13 protein-coding genes and 1 tRNA gene are annotated in these 15446 nt (G+C 69.9%); 2 read left to right on the top strand and 12 right to left on the bottom strand.

The genetic code is table 11. From position 1 onward, the window contains the following. The 4 genes from thrC to argS are packed head-to-tail and all read right to left on the bottom strand — an operon-like array spanning position 1 to position 5551. On the bottom strand, positions 1-1101 hold the full coding sequence (gene thrC / locus ASG73_RS16540; protein ID WP_055997962.1) for a threonine synthase: 1101 nt from the start codon (positions 1099-1101) through the stop codon (positions 1-3). A gap of 1 nt (position 1102) precedes the next feature. Beyond that, entirely contained in the window at positions 1103-2431 is a 1329-nt protein-coding gene (locus ASG73_RS16535) for a homoserine dehydrogenase (protein WP_055997959.1), read from the bottom strand. After that, a complete protein-coding gene (gene lysA, locus ASG73_RS16530) occupies positions 2428-3888 on the bottom strand; it encodes a diaminopimelate decarboxylase (protein WP_055998070.1) in 1461 nt (486 codons plus the stop codon). The genes ASG73_RS16535 and lysA overlap by 4 nt, the downstream gene beginning before the upstream one ends. A gap of 19 nt (positions 3889-3907) precedes the next feature. Then, entirely contained in the window at positions 3908-5551 is a 1644-nt protein-coding gene (gene argS, locus ASG73_RS16525; protein ID WP_055997956.1) for an arginine--tRNA ligase, read from the bottom strand. 94 nt (positions 5552-5645) lie between these two features. Here argS and ASG73_RS16520 point away from each other — a divergent pair. Then, positions 5646-5718, top strand: a tRNA-Arg gene (locus tag ASG73_RS16520). A gap of 250 nt (positions 5719-5968) precedes the next feature. Here ASG73_RS16520 and ASG73_RS17665 read toward each other — a convergent pair. The 4 genes from ASG73_RS17665 to ASG73_RS16505 all read right to left on the bottom strand — a co-directional run bounded on the left by ASG73_RS17665 (position 5969) and on the right by ASG73_RS16505 (position 10338). Further along, entirely contained in the window at positions 5969-6112 is a 144-nt protein-coding gene (locus ASG73_RS17665) for a methionine/alanine import family NSS transporter small subunit (protein ID WP_082567343.1), read from the bottom strand. After that, entirely contained in the window at positions 6109-7662 is a 1554-nt protein-coding gene (locus ASG73_RS16515; protein ID WP_055997954.1) for a sodium-dependent transporter, read from the bottom strand. Before ASG73_RS16515 ends, ASG73_RS17665 begins: the two co-directional genes overlap by 4 nt. An 82-nt stretch (positions 7663-7744) precedes the next feature. After that, a complete protein-coding gene (locus tag ASG73_RS16510; protein ID WP_156466361.1) occupies positions 7745-8893 on the bottom strand; it encodes a helix-turn-helix domain-containing protein in 1149 nt (382 codons plus the stop codon). A 308-nt stretch (positions 8894-9201) separates the two neighbouring features. After that, positions 9202-10338, bottom strand: a complete 1137-nt coding sequence (locus ASG73_RS16505) for a helix-turn-helix domain-containing protein (RefSeq protein ID WP_162253995.1) — start codon at positions 10336-10338, stop codon at positions 9202-9204. A gap of 215 nt (positions 10339-10553) precedes the next feature. Here ASG73_RS16505 and ASG73_RS16500 point away from each other — a divergent pair, with 215 nt between their 5' ends. Then, the gene (locus tag ASG73_RS16500; RefSeq protein ID WP_055997945.1) at positions 10554-11024 is read left to right on the top strand and encodes a hypothetical protein; all 471 of its coding nucleotides are present in this window, start codon (positions 10554-10556) and stop codon (positions 11022-11024) included. Between the two features lie 130 nt (positions 11025-11154). On the opposite strand, the gene ASG73_RS16495 is transcribed toward ASG73_RS16500, so the two are convergent. From ASG73_RS16495 to ASG73_RS16480, 4 genes are all read right to left on the bottom strand, one after another. Next, a complete protein-coding gene (locus tag ASG73_RS16495) occupies positions 11155-12108 on the bottom strand; it encodes a hypothetical protein (protein WP_156466360.1) in 954 nt (317 codons plus the stop codon). A 162-nt stretch (positions 12109-12270) separates the two neighbouring features. Then, complete coding sequence (locus ASG73_RS16490; RefSeq protein WP_055997939.1) at positions 12271-13299, bottom strand: hemolysin family protein; 1029 nt, start codon at positions 13297-13299, stop codon at positions 12271-12273. Further along, positions 13296-14690, bottom strand: coding sequence for a hemolysin family protein (locus ASG73_RS16485; protein WP_082567342.1), 1395 nt, complete (start codon positions 14688-14690; stop codon positions 13296-13298). The genes ASG73_RS16490 and ASG73_RS16485 overlap by 4 nt, the downstream gene beginning before the upstream one ends. 127 nt (positions 14691-14817) lie before the next feature. After that, a complete protein-coding gene (locus ASG73_RS16480; protein ID WP_055997936.1) occupies positions 14818-15102 on the bottom strand; it encodes a GIY-YIG nuclease family protein in 285 nt (94 codons plus the stop codon). Positions 15103-15446 lie beyond the last annotated feature (344 nt).

Below are 15446 nucleotides of genomic sequence, written 5' to 3'. Positions count from 1 at the left end.
TCAGTCCTGCAGACCGAGCTCGCTGGCGATCGCGTAGGCCTCCGCAGGCACGCTCACGGGGGCGATGTCGCTGCCGTCGGCGTTCTTCAGCGCCCACTGCGGGTCCTTCAGACCGTGGCCGGTCACCGTGCAGACGATCGTCGCGTCCTTGGGCACCTGACCGGCAGCTGCGGCCTTGAGCAGACCGGCGACCGAGGCAGCCGAGGCCGGCTCGACGAAGATGCCCTCCCGCGAGGAGAGGATCCGGTGGGCGTCGAGGATCTCCTCGTCGGTGACGGCTTCGATGCGGCCGCCCGAGTCGTCGCGAGCCTGCTCGGCCTGCCGCCACGAGGCGGGGTTGCCGATGCGGATCGCGGTCGCGATGGTGTCCGGCTCGTCGACGGGGTGCCCCAGGACGATCGGCGCAGAGCCGGCCGCCTGGAAGCCCCACATCTGCGGGGTCCGGGTCGAGACCGCCCCGAGCGTGCCGGACACACCCTCGGTCTCGGTCGCGTACTCCTGGTAGCCGCGCCAGTAGGCGGTGATGTTGCCGGCGTTGCCGACGGGCAGGCAGTGGATGTCAGGCGCGTCGCCGAGCGCGTCCACGATCTCGAAGGAGGCCGTCTTCTGCCCCTCGATCCGGGCCGGGTTGACCGAGTTGACCAGCTCGACGGGGTAGGCCTCGGCGAGCTTGCGCGCGACGTCGAGGCAGTGGTCGAAGTTGCCGTCGACCTGCAGCAGCGTCGCCCCGTGCGCGATGGCCTGCGAGAGCTTGCCCATGGCGATCTTGCCCGCGGGCACCAGGACGGCACAGGTCATGCCGGCCTTGGTCGCGTAGGCCGCGGCGGAGGCGGAGGTGTTGCCGGTCGAGGCGCAGATGACGGCCTTGGCGCCCTTGCCCGCGGCCATCGTCATGGCCGCCGTCATCCCGCGGTCCTTGAAGGATCCGGTGGGGTTGAGCCCCTCGTACTTCACGTGCACCTGGGCGCCGACGAGCTCGCTGAGGTGCTCGGCGGGGATGAGGGGGGTCCCCCCTTCGCGCAGGGTGATCGTGGGTGCGCCCGCGAGCATCGGGAGCCGGTCGGCGTACTCGGTGATGACGCCGCGCCACTGGTGGACCATGTCAGTTCCCTTCAACACGCATGACGGAGGTGACCTCGTTGACCGAGTCGAGCTCGGCGAGCTCGTTGACGGTCGCCGAGAGTGCGGCATCGGTGGCCGCGTGGGTGACGATGATGAGCATCGCGCGGGACCCGCCGTCGTCGTCGGTGACGACCTGCTGGCGGACGGTCTCGATGGAGACGTCGTGGTCGGCGAAGGTCGTGGCGACCGACGCGAGGACACCCGAGCGGTCGGCGACGTCGAGGCTCACGTGGTAGCGCGTGATCGCCTGCCCCATCGGCAGGACCGGCAGGTCGGCATAGGTGCTCTCCCCCGGCCCGCGGCCACCCGTGACCCGGGCCCGGGCCACGGCGACGAGGTCGCCCAGGACCGCGCTGGCGGTCGGGTCGCCACCGGCGCCCTGGCCGTAGAACATCAGGTCGCCGGCGCCCTCGGCCTCGACGAAGACCGCGTTGTAGGCCCCGCGCACGGAGGCCAGCGGGTGGCTGAGCGGGATGAGCGCCGGGTGCACGCGGGCGGAGATGCCCTCCTGCCCGTCGGCTCCCACGACCCGCTCGCAGATCGCGAGCAGCTTGACCGTGCAGCTCATCGCCTGCGCGGCAGCGATGTCACGGGCGCTCACCTCGGTGATGCCCTCGCGGTGCACGTCGGCGCTGGAGACGCGCGAGTGGAAGGCCAGCGAGGACAGGATGGCTGCCTTGGCGGCAGCATCGAAGCCTTCGACGTCCGCGGTCGGGTCGGCCTCGGCGTAGCCCAGCGCCTGGGCGCGCTCGACGGTCTCGGCGAAGCCGGCCCCCGTGGTGTCCATCGCGTCGAGGACGAAGTTGGTCGTGCCGTTGACGATCCCGATGACGCGCCGAATCGAGTCACCGGCGAGCGAGTCGCGGATCGGGCGCAGGATCGGGATCGCACCCGCGACCGCGGCCTCGTAGTAGAGGTCGACGCCGTGCTCGGCAGCAGCCTCGTAGAGCGTCGGCCCGTCCTCGGCGAGCAGGGCCTTGTTGGCCGTGACCACCGACGCGCCGTGCTCCATCGCCCGCAGGATCAGGCCACGGGCCGGCTCGATGCCGCCGATGACCTCGACGACGATGTCGGCGCGGGTGACCAGCTCCTCCGCGTCGGTGGTGAAGACCGACGGGTCGAGCCCCAGGTCGGAGCGGTCGCGGCCCTCACGGCGCACGGCCACGCCGACGATCTCGAGCGGCCGGCCGATGCGCTGGGCCAGGTCATCGGCCTGGGAGGTGAGCAGTCGGGCGACGCTGCCACCGACGACACCCCCACCGAGCAGGGCGACGCGAAGGGGGGTCTGCTGGGCTGGAGCGGTGGTCATCGGACCTCCTGTGACGGGCTGGGCTCGTCCACGTCGAGGGCGAGCAGGTCTTCGATCGTCTCGCGACGCACGATGACCCGCGCGACCCCGTCGCGGACGGCCAGGACCGGCGGACGTGGGGTGTGGTTGTACTGGTTGGACAGACTGCGGCAGTAGGCCCCGGTGCCGGGCACCGCGATGAGGTCGCCGGGGACGATGTCGCCGGGCAGGTACTCGTCCATGACGACGATGTCGCCACTCTCGCAGTGACGCCCGACGACGCGCACGAGACGCGGCTCGGCGTCGGAGCGACGCCCCGCGAGGGTGCACGAGTAGTCGGCACCGTAGAGGGCGGTGCGCACGTTGTCGCTCATGCCGCCGTCGACGCTGACATAGGAGCGGACGCCGGAGCTGACCTCGACGTCCTTGACCGTGCCGATCTCGTAGAGGGTGAAGGCGCTCGGGCCGGCGATCGCCCGGCCGGGCTCGATGGAGATGCGCGGCAGCGTCGCCTGCGGGTGCCCGTCGCGGAACTCCTTGAGCTCACGGTCGACGAGCTCGGCCATCTGCGTGCCGAGCTGGCCGGGGGTGAGCGGCTCGTGCTCCGAGGTGTAGGCGATGCCGTAGCCACCACCGAGATCCATCTCCGGCATGGCGATGCCGTGCTCGTCGGCGACCTCGGTGTGCAGGGCGACGAGACGGCGGGCCGCGATCTCGAAACCGGAGGTGTCGAAGATCTGGCTGCCGATGTGGCTGTGCAGGCCGAGGAGGCGCAGGGACTCCCCCTTCGCCACGATGGCGTCGATCGCCGCGCGAGCCTGCCCACCGGCGAGGGAGAAGCCGAACTTCTGGTCCTCGTGCGCGGTCGCGATGAACTCGTGGGTGTGCGCCTCGACGCCGACGGTGACCCGGACCATGACGGGCGCCGTGACGCCGAGCTCGCTGGCCAGCCGGGCCACCCGGTCGATCTCGTCGAAGGAGTCGACGACGATGCGACCGATGCCGTACTCGAGTGCCTGACGCAGCTCGGGGACCGACTTGTTGTTGCCGTGCAACGCGACCCGCTCAGCGGGGAAACCGACGCGTTGCGCCACGGCGAGCTCGCCGCCGCTGCAGGTGTCGAGGTTGAGCCCTTCCTCCATGATCCAGCGGGCGACCGCGGTGCACAGGAAGGCCTTGCCGGCGTAGTAGACGTCGGCACCGGCCACTGCGGCGAAGGGAGCGGTGAAGTCGTCGCGGAAGGCCCGTGCGCGAGAACGGAAGTCGTCCTCGTCGACGACGTAGGCGGCCGTGCCGAAGTCGCGGGCGATGTCGGTCACCGGTATGCCGGCGATGCTCAGGACGCCCGAGGCGTCACGGGCGACATTGCTCGGCCACAGCTGCGGCAGCAGCTCCATGACGTCCGTCGGGAAGGGCAGCCACTGGGGCGCGGCGCCATAGCCCTCGGCGTGGAGGATGCCGGCCTCGTGGGCCCTCATGTTGATCGCCATGCTCAGCTCACATCCGCTCGGGCGCGGAGACGCCGAGCAGGTCGAGACCGTTGGCCAGCACCTGGCGGGTGGCGTCGTTGAGCCACAGGCGGGTGCGGTGGAGGTCCGTGATCTCCTCGTCGGAGCGCGGGCGCACCCGGCAGGTGTCGTACCACTTGTGGAAGTGGCCGGCGAGGTCCTCGAGGTAGCGGGCGACGCGGTGCGGCTCACGCAGCTCGGCGGCGTGCGCGACGATCCGCGGGAAGTCGCCGAGCGCGGCGAGCAGGTGTGCCTCGGTCGGGTCGGACAGCAGCGCCGGGTCGAAGCCCTCCTCGCGGACGACCCCGTCCTCAGCGGCCAGCCTCGCGACATTGGCGGTGCGCGCGTGGGCGTACTGCACGTAGAAGACCGGGTTGTCGTTGGTCTGCTTGCGCAGCTCCTCACCATCGAGGCTGAGCGGGCTGTCCGCCGGGTAGCGGGCCAGCGAGTAGCGCACGGCGTCGGTACCGATCCACGAGACGAGGTCACGCAGCTCGATGATGTTGCCCGCACGCTTGGACAGCTTGGCCCCGTCGAGGTTGACCAGCTGGCCGATGCGGATCTCGATGTTGGCCTTGGGGTCATCTCCCGCGCAGGCCGCGATCGCCTTGAGACGGGAGACATAGCCGTGGTGGTCGGCGCCCAGGAGGTAGATCTTCTCCGGGAAGCCGCGGTCCTTCTTGCTCAGGTAGTACGCGGCGTCGGCGGCGAAGTAGGTCGGCACGCCATCGGTCCGGATGAGGACGCGGTCCTTGTCATCGCCGAAGTCGGTGGTGCGCAACCAGACCGCGCCGTCCCGGTCGTCGACGTGGCCCTGCTCGCGCAGGCGGGTGATCGCGGACTCGACGGCGCCCCCTTCGTGCAGGGTCTTCTCGGAGAACCAGACGTCGAAGTACACGCCGAAGTCCTCGAGCGTGGAGCGGATGTCGGCCAGCTGGGCCTCGTAGCCGAGCTCCCGCGCGGTGGCCAGTGCCTCGGCGTCCGGCAGCTCGAGCAGGTCGGGGCGAGCGGCGAGGGCGGTCTGCGCGAGGTCGTCGATGTAGGGACCCGGGTAGCCGCCCTCGGGGGTGGGCTCGCCCTTGGCGCGGGCCAGGACGGAGGCGCCGAAGTTGTCCATCTGGGCGCCCGCGTCGTTGATGTAGTACTCGGCGGTGACCTCGGCGCCGGAGGCGGTGAGCAGGCGGCGCATCGAGTCGCCGAGCGCTGCCCAGCGGGTGTGGCCGATGTGCAGCGGCCCGGTGGGGTTGGCGGAGATGAACTCGAGGTTGACCACGTGGCCGGTCATCGCGTCGTTGTGGCCGTAGACCGCACCCGCCTCGGCGATCGCCCGCGCGAGCGCCCCGGCTGACGCGGCGTCGAGCGTGATGTTGAGGAACCCGGGCCCGGCGATCTCGATGCCGGCGATGCCTTCATGAGCGCCGAGGTGCTGAGCGACGATCGTGGCGACGTCGCGCGGCTTCATCCCCGCAGGCTTGGCCAGCTGCATGGAGACATTGCTCGTCCAGTCGCCGTGGCCCTTCTGCTTGGGTCGCTCGACCCTGAGCTCGGTGGGCACCTGGACGGTCAGCTCGCCGGCCTCGACGGCGGCGGTCAGGGCGGCACGGATCGCTGCAGAAAGCTCTTCGGGGGTCACGATCGCCCAGTCTAGGTGCGCGAGCGCCGTGCCCGTAGCGGCGGTCGATTCTCGGGACGGGCCACGCCGGTGCTAATCTCACCGGGCACATCCCGCCTCCGTAGCTCAGGGGATAGAGCACTGGTTTCCGGTACCAGGGGCCGCAGGTTCGAATCCTGCCGGGGGCACAAATTTTGTGTGAGTGCGACGAAGGGCCGCCAGCACCTGCTGGCGGCCCTTGGTCGTGCCCGGGCCCCCTGATGCCGGGCCCCCTGATGCCGGTGCCCCTGATGCCGGTGCCCCTGATGCCGGGTGGAGGTATACGCGCGGACGATTCCTCGGCGAGTTGGCATCCACTCGCCGGACGCCGACGGATGGGTGGAGGTAGACGCGCGGACGAATTGCTCGCGCGTTTACCTCCACCGAGGCGGTGATGTCCTACAGGTCCCGGTGCAGCTCCGCGCCGCGGACGTCCTCAGCGGAAGCGTCGCCGCGCTTGGTGAGGTTGACGATCGCCGCAACCAGCCCGCCCCAGATGGTGAGCATCGCGATGATCATCATGATGATGGCCGTCGTAGTCATACCTGCTCACCTCCGTCGACGAGCGCCTCGGTCTTGTCCTCGAGAGAGACATCGCCGCGCCACGGGAGCAGGGAGATCCCGATGGCGATGAACGGCAGCACCACGACCATGCCCCACCCGAAGACATTGAGCAGCTGGGCCGGGTAGTCCTCGTACGGTGTGCCGAGCTTTTCGGTGAGCGCTTGGTAGAGCATGACGAGCAGCAGGATCGGGATGACGACCGCCATCAGCGCGGGCCACCAGCCCTTGAGCTTGATCGAGCCGATCGAGTCGAGGTGCTCGCGCAGGAGCGGCAGCTTGCGGAAGGCATAGGTGACGGCCAGCATCAGCACGGCCGCGACGGCGATGATGCCGAATGAGTTGATGAAGGCGTCCATCGTGTCGAGGACGTACAGGCCACCCGTCGTGGAAAACATCAGGGTGCTCACCACAGCCATCGGGACACCGACCACGAAGGTCGCCGCCTGCCGGGAGATGCCCACCTTGTCGCGGACGGCTCCGATGACCACCTCGACGATCGAGATGAGCGAGGTGATGCCGGCCAGCACGAGCGAGACGAAGAAGAGCACTCCGATGATGACCCCGCCCGGAGCCTCGTTGATGATCGCGGGGAAGGCGATGAAGGCCAACCCGATGCCGCCGGTCCCCAGCACTTCACCCACCTCGGTGTTTGCGGCCTGCGCCAGGAAGCCCAGCGCCGCGAAGACACCGATGCCGGCGAGCAGCTCGAAGCCGGAGTTGGAGAAGGCGACGACGGCACCCGAGCCGGTCATGTCGGTCTTGCGGGAGACGTAGCCGGCGTAGGTGATCATGATGCCGAAGCCGACGGACAGGCTGAAGAAGATCTGGCCGACGGCCGAGATCCACACGCTCGCGTCGGTGAGCGCACCCCACTCGGGGGTGAAGAAGGCGTTGAGGCCCGCGCCCGCACCCGGGAGGGTCAGCGACTGGATGACGAGGACGACGAAGGCGACGACCAGCACGGGGATGAAGATGACGGCGGTGCGGCCGATGCCGGTCTGGATGCCCATGGCCAGGACACCGATCGTGACGACCCAGACGATGATCATCGTCAGCAGGATCTCGGGGACGAAGTCGAAGGTCGGCCCGGCCTTGTCGGCCACCTGGAGGTAGTCGCCGAAGAAGTACGCCTCCGGGTCATCTCCCCAGCCCTTGGTGAAGGACAGGATCGCGAACTTGCCGGCCCAGGCAAGGATCGCGGCGTAGTAGACGGCGATCACGATGCAGATGAGCACCTGCCACCAGCCGAGCCACTCCGCACCACGGTGCAGCCGGCGAAGGGAGAGCGGAGCCGACCCGCGGAAGCGGTGACCGATCGCGTAGTCGAGATAGAGCATCGGAACTCCGAAGAAGACCAACGCGATGAGGTACGGGATGATGAAGGCGCCGCCGCCCCCTTCGTACGCCACGTAGGGGAATCGCCAGATGTTGCCCAGCCCGACGGCTGATCCGATCGCGGCGAAGATGAACACCTTGCGCGAGGAGAAGCCCTCCTTGGGCTTGACCTCCGTGGTCTCGGTGCTGGACATGCTCACACTCCTGGTCGACGTTGAACCCCAGCATGCTCTCAATATCTGAGACAGATGTGGCGCGCGCCACGCCGATCTTCGCTCAGGGGACCTGCCAGGCCCTGCGCACCGACATGGCCGTGAGCACCACGAGCAGCTCGGCGCGCACCACCGGGTCGTCGAGCTCGTCGGACAGCAGGTCCTTCAGCCGGTTGATCCGGTGGCTCACGGTCTGCGGGTGGACGCCGAGCGCCTCGGCGACGCTGGGTCGGTGGCCCCACTGCCGCAACCACTCCAAGAGGGTCTGCAGGAGCATGGTGCGCTGGTCCTCGGGCACGTCGTCGAGCTCGTCGAGGTAGGTGCGTCGCAGCGACTCGATGACGACCCGGTCTGCGCTGCAGGCGATCTCGAGCATGTGGACATCGGCGAAGGTCAGCTCCTCGTCCCCCGCGATGAGCTGTGCCCGGTACGCAAGGTCGAGGGAACGGACGGAGTCGAGCATGTGGACCGCCGGCCCGACGGCGCACCGGTGCCCCGCGAGGAGGGGACGAAGGGTGGTCGCCAGCTTGTCCTCGGCGATCGGGTGGAACAGGACGACGTCGCGGGCGCGGGGGTAGTGAGCGAGGACGCACTCCGACTCACGGCGGATGGTGGCGGCGTCCTGCGGGGTCGTGATGATCGCGGCGATGACTGCGTCGTCGTCCCACCCGCACGCGCGGGCGAGCGCGACCGCGCTGGCGTCGCCGTGCAGCAGCGCCCCGCCCAGGCGCCGCGTGCGAGAGTCCTCGTCGCTCTCCGGCTGCCGGGCGCCACCCTCGTACCCGATCCGGGCAGCCTTGACGACGAGCTCGCCGCCCTCGGCGAAGCGGTCGAGGACCTCGAGCACGTCGTCGAGGCCGACGCCCGGTACGGACAGGAGTTCCCGGTGGACGTGCTTGTGGGTCACGCGACTGGCGACCCGGATGCTGGCGGCGAGGTCGTCGAAGGCCACCCCGCCGCGGGCGCACTCGGCGCCCAGTGCGACGAAGACCCCACCGGGGTCGCACACCCGCGCCAGGTCCTCGTCGACGACCGCGTCGACGAAGCGGCGCAGCGCGTCCTGGACATCGGTCGGCCAGTGGTGGCGGGCCGCCAGGGGGAGGCTGCCCGTGGCCTCCCCCGCCCGCTCGATGAGGATCGCAGCGAGCTCTTCGACCAGCTCGTCGCGCACCTCCCGCAGCCGGTCGGCCGCCCGCATCACCTGCTGGTCCATCGCCGCCATCCCTCACCCCGCCTGTCGTGTCACCTGCTCGGGGCGATCCCCGTGCGGTGCTGATTATCAATGGACTGGAGCCCGGACGGGACTATCACCGCGTGACAACGGTGACGACCGTTTTGTGTCGTCGGACGAGCGACTCGTGGACCCCGCTCGGGAATGCTTGCGTGAGCCTGCTGGGCACCGTCACGAGGAGACAGCCAGCGGAGCAGCACAGACCGGCACCGGTGTCGCGCAGTCAGGGGACGTGCGCGGCGCCGGTGCCTTCTCCCGTGGAGAGGCGTGAGCCGGAGGGGTCGCCTGAGTCAGGCGGCCCCTTCTGCCGTGAGCAGCACCAACAGCTCTGAGCGCGTCGTCGGGTCCTCCAGGTCATCGGCCAGCAGATCGCGCAGCCGGTGCAGGCGGCCGCTCACGGTCTGCGGGTGTACGTGGAGGTCGGCGGCGATGGCCGGACGGTGGCCCCAGTGCCGCAGCCAGGCGTGAAGAGTCTCGACGAGCATGGCGCGCACGTCAGGCGCGAGCTGGTCCAGCCCCACGAAGTGCTTGCGGCGCAATGCCTCCACGGCCATCGGGTCAGACGTGCAGGTCAGCGCCAACAACTCGTCGTCGACGAAGACGGGGCGGTGCGCCGGGAGCTCGTCGCGATCGCTGACGCGCTGGGCCAGAGCGAGGGAGTCGCAGAACTCGTCCAGTGGCACGGCCGGGCCGACGACGCACTGGATGCCCTCGAGCCGTGAGCGGATCGAGGTGGCGAGGTACTCCCGAGGGAGCGGGATCGCGATGACGACGTCGGCGGTCCGAGAGAAGTACGCCGGAGTTCCGGGCACCGCCCCGGCGATGGCCGCGCCGCTGACCGGCGAGGCGATCATCGCGCAGACGAGCCCGTCGGGCTTCCAGCCGAGGCGTTGGGCGAGCTCGGGCGCTCGTGCACCCCTCGACATGAGCTCGGCAGCGAGCTGTCGGGCCAGCTCTCCGTCGCCCTCCGAGGCCAGCTCGGCGATCTCGTACCCGTGCCGGGCGGCGTCCACCACGGCTTCGCCTGCCAGGAGCACGCGCTGCAGGAGCTCCAGCACGGCCTCCTTGTCCACCTCGTCGCGATCGGCGAGGACGGCTCGATGGGTCTGGCTCTGGACCAGACTGACCGCGTGCCGGATCGTCGCGGCGAGGACGTCCATGTCCAGGCCGCCGCGGGAGGCCTCGATGCCCAGCGTCTCGAAGACGCTGCCGTGCACACGGATCCCCGCCACGTCGTCGCTGGCCACGTGCACGAGGAACTGGCGCACCACGTCCACGACGCTCACCGGCCACTGGTGCTGGATCGGGATCGGCGGCAGCCCGAACTCCTGAGTCACGCTCTCGACGAGATGCAGTGCAAGCTGCGCCAACCTCTCTTCGTTGGCCCCCAGCAGCTGCACCGCAAAGTTGTTTCCCTGCTCCGGCACGATGCCATCCCCCTCCGGCAAGGCCGTCAGCACTGCCTGCCGTCGCATCATGCCTGCTCGTGGCCCCGGATGCGAGAACTGTCACGACGTGCTACGCCCCAAAAAATTGGTGTCACCGCACGCGATGGAGCGCGACCCCTCCGTCCGGCGATCATGGGCGAGCCTCACCAGCCTTACCAATTGCTGACCATTGACTGACCATCTCAGGAGCTCTCGTGACCCACGTCTCTCGCCGCCACCTCGCCAAGGGTGCCGCGTGGACCATCCCTGCGGTGGCGATCGCTGCCTCTGCTCCGAGCCTGGCCGCGTCCCCGTCCAACGGACCCGGCGAGGGCACCCCCGGCGACGGTGGTTCGCAGCCTCCGGTCGTCGTGGAGGGCTCCAGCTTCGCCGAGAAGTGTCAGGGCAATGCCGAGGTCCCCGGCGGCTGGCCCAAGCAGGGCTACCGCATGGAGCTGACGGTCTCCTCCCCCGACGCCCCGGCCCCGAAGGTCCTCTCGGTGGTGCTCGGCAACGGCTCCACCGGCACCGTCCTGGACGTCGGTCCGGTCCAGCTGCGCCCCGGCGTGTGGGAGTACGTGGTCCAGGCCGCGTCCTCCCCTTCGTCCCTCACGATCACCTACACGATCGGCGACGGCACGACGCAGTCAGCGACCATCCCCGCCAGCCCGCACTGCAACGGCTGAGCCCCCCTCTCTGACCTGCCCCCCGGCCCGAGGCAGGTCACGTGATGCAGCAAGATCCTGGATCTGGTGCATGACGTGACCTGCCTCGGGCTGGGGTGAGGTCTGGAGTGGGCGCGGGCCGAAGGGGGGATCACGCCCCCTTCGTGCACCGACCGGGGGCGGGCCCCCACAGGTTGGGTCCACGGGCGACCTCGGCCCGCTGTGCCTGCGTCGGTTCGACGCCCACGGCAGCGGCGAGTCGGTCGACGAGACTGATGCGGCGAGCCCGTCGGTAGTAGTCGTCCTTGGTGAAGTCGACGTACACCCAGCCCTCGGCCTCCACCGCACGGCGGCGCACGATGTCCTTGTCCCCGCGGCCGTAGTCGCCGAAGTGGTGCTCGCCCTGGTACTCCCCCACGACCTTGGCCTCGCGCCACACCAGGTCGCCGTATGCCAGCCAGCCGCCGTCGACGTCATGGATCGGCGCGTTGAGCTCCGGCTCGGGCAACCCGCCGCGGGCGCAGAGCACTCGCGAGCGCGTCTCCATCGGCGAGGCCGAGCCGACCCGGATCCAGCTCAGGGCTTCACGCACCCGCCGGCCGTACGTCCTGGCCCGGGCTGCACCGTCCTCCAACGCGTCGAGCGAGTCGAGACGCTGGGCGACGGCATCGCCGAGGACCACGAGCTCGTCGAGCGTCAGCAGGGGCGCCAGGTCGAGCCACGTGTCGACGAGCCCGGTCACCGCCTGCTCGTGGACCGTCAGGACCTCACGCGTCTCCAGCCCTCGGTGCCCCACCACGCCGGGCCGACGCGCGCGAGACCCCGAGCTCATCACATGGATCTGCGGATGCTCGCACTCGCGAGGCAGAGGTAGTCCGTGCAGGCTTGCTGCCGAGCAGTGCGACAGCGCGAAGCCGTCCCGCCTCACGAGCCTCAGGGCCGAGGCCCGCTCCACGAGGGTGTCCGGCGATGCATGGCAGCGCACCCCGCGATAGGGGTTGGCGAGTGTGCGCAGACTGCTCATCTTGACGCCATCGCGCGTGGCGGCCTCCACGGCGAAGGCCCCAGTCGCGTACTCCACAGGGAGGTCGATCGGCCTGGACATCCCCGCAGCGTGCCGGATTCACGTGATCGGGCCGCTGAGTTCTCCACACCCAGGCTCATCCACCCGCAGCCCCCTCCCGAGGCAGGTCACGTCATGCATCTAGATCCAGAAATTGGTGCATGACGTGACCTGCCTCGGGAAGTGGGGCGCGAAGGGGGTGGGTCACCGCTGGGTGGAGTCCGTCACCTCTCCGACGAGCTCCTCGATGACGTCCTCGAGGAAGACCACGCCGCGCACGGACCCGTCGGCGTCGACGACCCGGGCGAGGTGGGTGCCGGTCCGCTGCATCGTCGCCAGCACGTCCTCGACCTCGTCGTCGGGCAGCACCGTCGCCATGCGGCGCAGGCGCTTGCGCGGGACCGGCTCGCTGCGCTCGGTGTCGTCGGCGTAGAGCACGTCCTTCAGGTGCAGGTACCCCGCGAGCTCGCCGGAGTCGTCGACCGTCGGGTAGCGGGAGAAGCCGTGCTTGGCGACGAGCCGCTCGATGTCATCGGGCGTCGCGTCACGGTGCACGGTGACGAGGTCCTCGACGCGCACGCCGACATCGGCGGCGTCCTTGTCCGAGAACTCCAGGGCAGCGCCGACGAGGCCGTACTTCTCGGTCTCGACGAGACCCTCGCGGTGCGACTCGTGGACGATCTGGTGGACCTCCTCGGCGGTGAAGGCCGACCCGACCTCGTCCTTGGGCTCGACACCCATCGCCTTGACGAAGGCCTTGGAGACCCAGTCCATCCCGTAGATGACCGGCTTGGCGAGCTTCATGACCCACATGAGCGGGGGCACGAGCAGGATCGCGGCGCGCTCGGGCCCGGCGATGGCGAGGTTCTTGGGGATCATCTCGCCGATGACCACGTGCAGGTACACGACGATGAGGATCGCCAGGACGAGCGAGGTCGCGTCGGTGAAGGCATCGGGCACGCCGACACGCTCGGCGAGCGGCTGCAGCACGTGGTGCAACGCCGACTCCGAGATCGCACCGAGGAGCACCGAGCAGATGGTGATGCCGAGCTGGCAGGTCGCGAGCAGGACCCCGGTGTGCTGCAGGGCGTCCACGGCGATGGCGGCCCGCTTGTCACCCGCGTCGGCGAGCGGCTCGAGCTGCGAGCGCCGCGCGGACATCGCCGCGAACTCGGCGCCGACGAAGAAGGCATTGGTCAGCAGCAGCACGACGGTGATGAGGGCGGCGGTCATGCCGACTCACCCCCCTTCGAGGCTCCCTTCGAGGCTCCTCCGTCGCGCCTCAGGGCACCGCCTTCGTCGCGCCTCAGGACATCGCCTTCGTCATCGGTGTGCTCGTGCTCGACGAAGCGGAGCCGATCCACCCGACGGGTGTCCATGTCGGCCACGGTGATCTCCCAGCCGTCGATCTGGACGACGTCCCCGACCTCGGGGACTCGGCCGAGCTCGGCCATGACCCAGCCACCGACGGTCTCGTAGGAGGAGCCCTCGGGTACGGGTGCGCCGATGCGGTCGCGCACCTCGTCGGGGCGCCACAGGCCCGGCACCGTCCACACGCCGTCGCTCACCTCGCGACCGGTGGTCTGGGCCAGGTCGTGCTCGTCGTTGACCTCTCCGACGATCTCCTCGACGAGGTCCTCGAGCGTGACCACGCCTGCGGTACCGCCGTACTCGTCGACGACGATCCCCATCTGCAGACCGGAGTCGCGCAGCTGGATGAGCAGCGGGTCCAGGCGCAGGGTCTCGGGCACGACGACCGGGTCGATCATCAGCGCGGACACGGGCACCGACTCGCGGCGCTCGTGCGGGACGGCGATGGCCTTCTTGACGTGGACGACGCCGTCGATGTCGTCCCAGTCCTCACCCGTGACGGGGAAGCGGGAGTGGCCGGTGCGGCGCGCGAGCGCGACGAGGTCCTCGGCGGAGGCGGTCCGGTCGATGGCGCTGGCGCGGTTGCGGGGCGTCATGACGTCGACGGCGGTCTGCTCGCCGAAGCCGAGCGAGCGCGCGACCAGCCGGCCGGTGCCGGAGTCGAGCGTGCCGGCCTCGACGGAGCTGCGCACCAAGGAGGCCAGCTCGGCGGGGCTGCGGGCTGCGGAGAGCTCTTCCTGCGGCTCGACGCCCATGCGGTGCAGTGCCCAGTTGGCCGACCCGTTGAGGATGAAGATCAGCGGCTTGAAGAGGACACCGATGACGCGCATCGGAGTGGCGACGATCTTGGCCGTGCGCAGCGGCACCGAGACCGCGAGGGTCTTGGGCACCATCTCGCCGAGGATCATCGAGAAGACCGTGGCGATGATCAGCGCGAGGACGCTCGCGGTGGAGGCAGCGCCGCCCGCGGGCATGCCGGCTGCCTCGAGCCCCGGCCGGATGATCGCGCCGATCGCCGGGTTGGCGATGTACCCCAGCGCCAGCGTCGTGACCGTGATGCCGATCTGGCAGGCGGACAGCAGCGTCGACAGCGAGCGAAGGGAGGCCAGCACCGGCTTGGCGCCGGCGTCACCGTGGTCGACGGCCCGCTGGACCGTGGGCCGGTCGAGGGCGACGAGCGAGAACTCTGCCGCGACGAAGAGAGCGGTGCCCAAGGTGAGGACAAGGGCAAGGACTAAGAGACCGACGGTCATAATGCCTCGGATTCTACGGGGAGTCCGCTGAAGGCTCGCTGACAAGCCCCACGCTCCTTGAGGCTGACAAGCCCCACGCTCCCTGAGGAGGCCGCTCGCGGCCGTCTCGAAGGGACCCAGGCGCACCTCACCCCTTCCACCGTCGACTCGCCAAGAAGTGGATCGCGTCGAAGTCCCCCCGGATGAGTGCCTCCTTCTTGGCGCGCGACCATCCGTGCAGTCGCCTCTCGAAGGCGTACGCCTCCGTGATCCTCTCGGTCTCCGCAGACCACACCAGCTCGACCGGCATCCGCTTGCTCGTGTAGGCCGACCCTCCACCCGCACCGTGCTGGCGCATCCGTGAGGCGAGGTTGCGCGTGCTTCCGACGTAGTACGTGCCGTCGGCGCACCTGAGCATGTAGACGTGGGCCATGGGTCGATCCCAGCAGTGTCGACGGTGGTCGGGTCGAGCTTTTCCACAGTCGAGGTGGGAATCCCTTCGAGACGGCCGCGGGCGGCCTCCTCAGGGAGCGGGGGTGGGCTGCGCGCGCGGCCTCCTCAGGGAGCGGGGGTGGGCTGCGCGGGCGGCCTCCTCAGGGAGCGGGGGTGGGCTGCGCGCGCGGCCTCCGGGTCCTGAGGAGGCGCGCCAGCGCCGTCTCGAAGGGCAGGGAGCGGGGGTGGGGCCCTTCGAGACGGCCGCGGGCGGCCTCCTCAGGGACCGAAGGGGTTTTGCCGCCTCCCCCTCAGGGGGGAGCCCGGATTCATCCGAGGGGATGA

Origin of the sequence: Janibacter sp. Soil728 (assembly GCF_001428305.1) — a bacterium.
GTDB lineage: Bacteria > Actinomycetota > Actinomycetes > Actinomycetales > Dermatophilaceae > Janibacter.
The sequence above is the reverse complement of the archived record's forward strand: the minus strand, read 5'-3'. Positions and strand labels throughout refer to the sequence as shown.

Excerpts from the sequence above, each read along its gene's own strand:
- ASG73_RS16480 (WP_055997936.1), bottom strand. The coding sequence starts at position 15,102 with ATGGCCCACGTCTACATGCTCAGGTGCGCCGACGGCACGTACTACGTC.
- ASG73_RS16510 (WP_156466361.1), bottom strand. The coding sequence starts at position 8,893 with ATGGACCAGCAGGTGATGCGGGCGGCCGACCGGCTGCGGGAGGTGCGC.
- ASG73_RS16495 (WP_156466360.1), bottom strand. The coding sequence starts at position 12,108 with ATGTCCAGGCCGATCGACCTCCCTGTGGAGTACGCGACTGGGGCCTTC.
- ASG73_RS16515 (WP_055997954.1), bottom strand. The coding sequence starts at position 7,662 with ATGTCCAGCACCGAGACCACGGAGGTCAAGCCCAAGGAGGGCTTCTCC.
- lysA (WP_055998070.1), bottom strand. The coding sequence starts at position 3,888 with ATGAGGGCCCACGAGGCCGGCATCCTCCACGCCGAGGGCTATGGCGCC.
- ASG73_RS16490 (WP_055997939.1), bottom strand. The coding sequence starts at position 13,299 with ATGACCGCCGCCCTCATCACCGTCGTGCTGCTGCTGACCAATGCCTTC.
- ASG73_RS16485 (WP_082567342.1), bottom strand. The coding sequence starts at position 14,690 with ATGACCGTCGGTCTCTTAGTCCTTGCCCTTGTCCTCACCTTGGGCACC.
- ASG73_RS17665 (WP_082567343.1), bottom strand. The coding sequence starts at position 6,112 with ATGACTACGACGGCCATCATCATGATGATCATCGCGATGCTCACCATC.
- thrC (WP_055997962.1), bottom strand. The coding sequence starts at position 1,101 with ATGGTCCACCAGTGGCGCGGCGTCATCACCGAGTACGCCGACCGGCTC.
- ASG73_RS16535 (WP_055997959.1), bottom strand. The coding sequence starts at position 2,431 with ATGACCACCGCTCCAGCCCAGCAGACCCCCCTTCGCGTCGCCCTGCTC.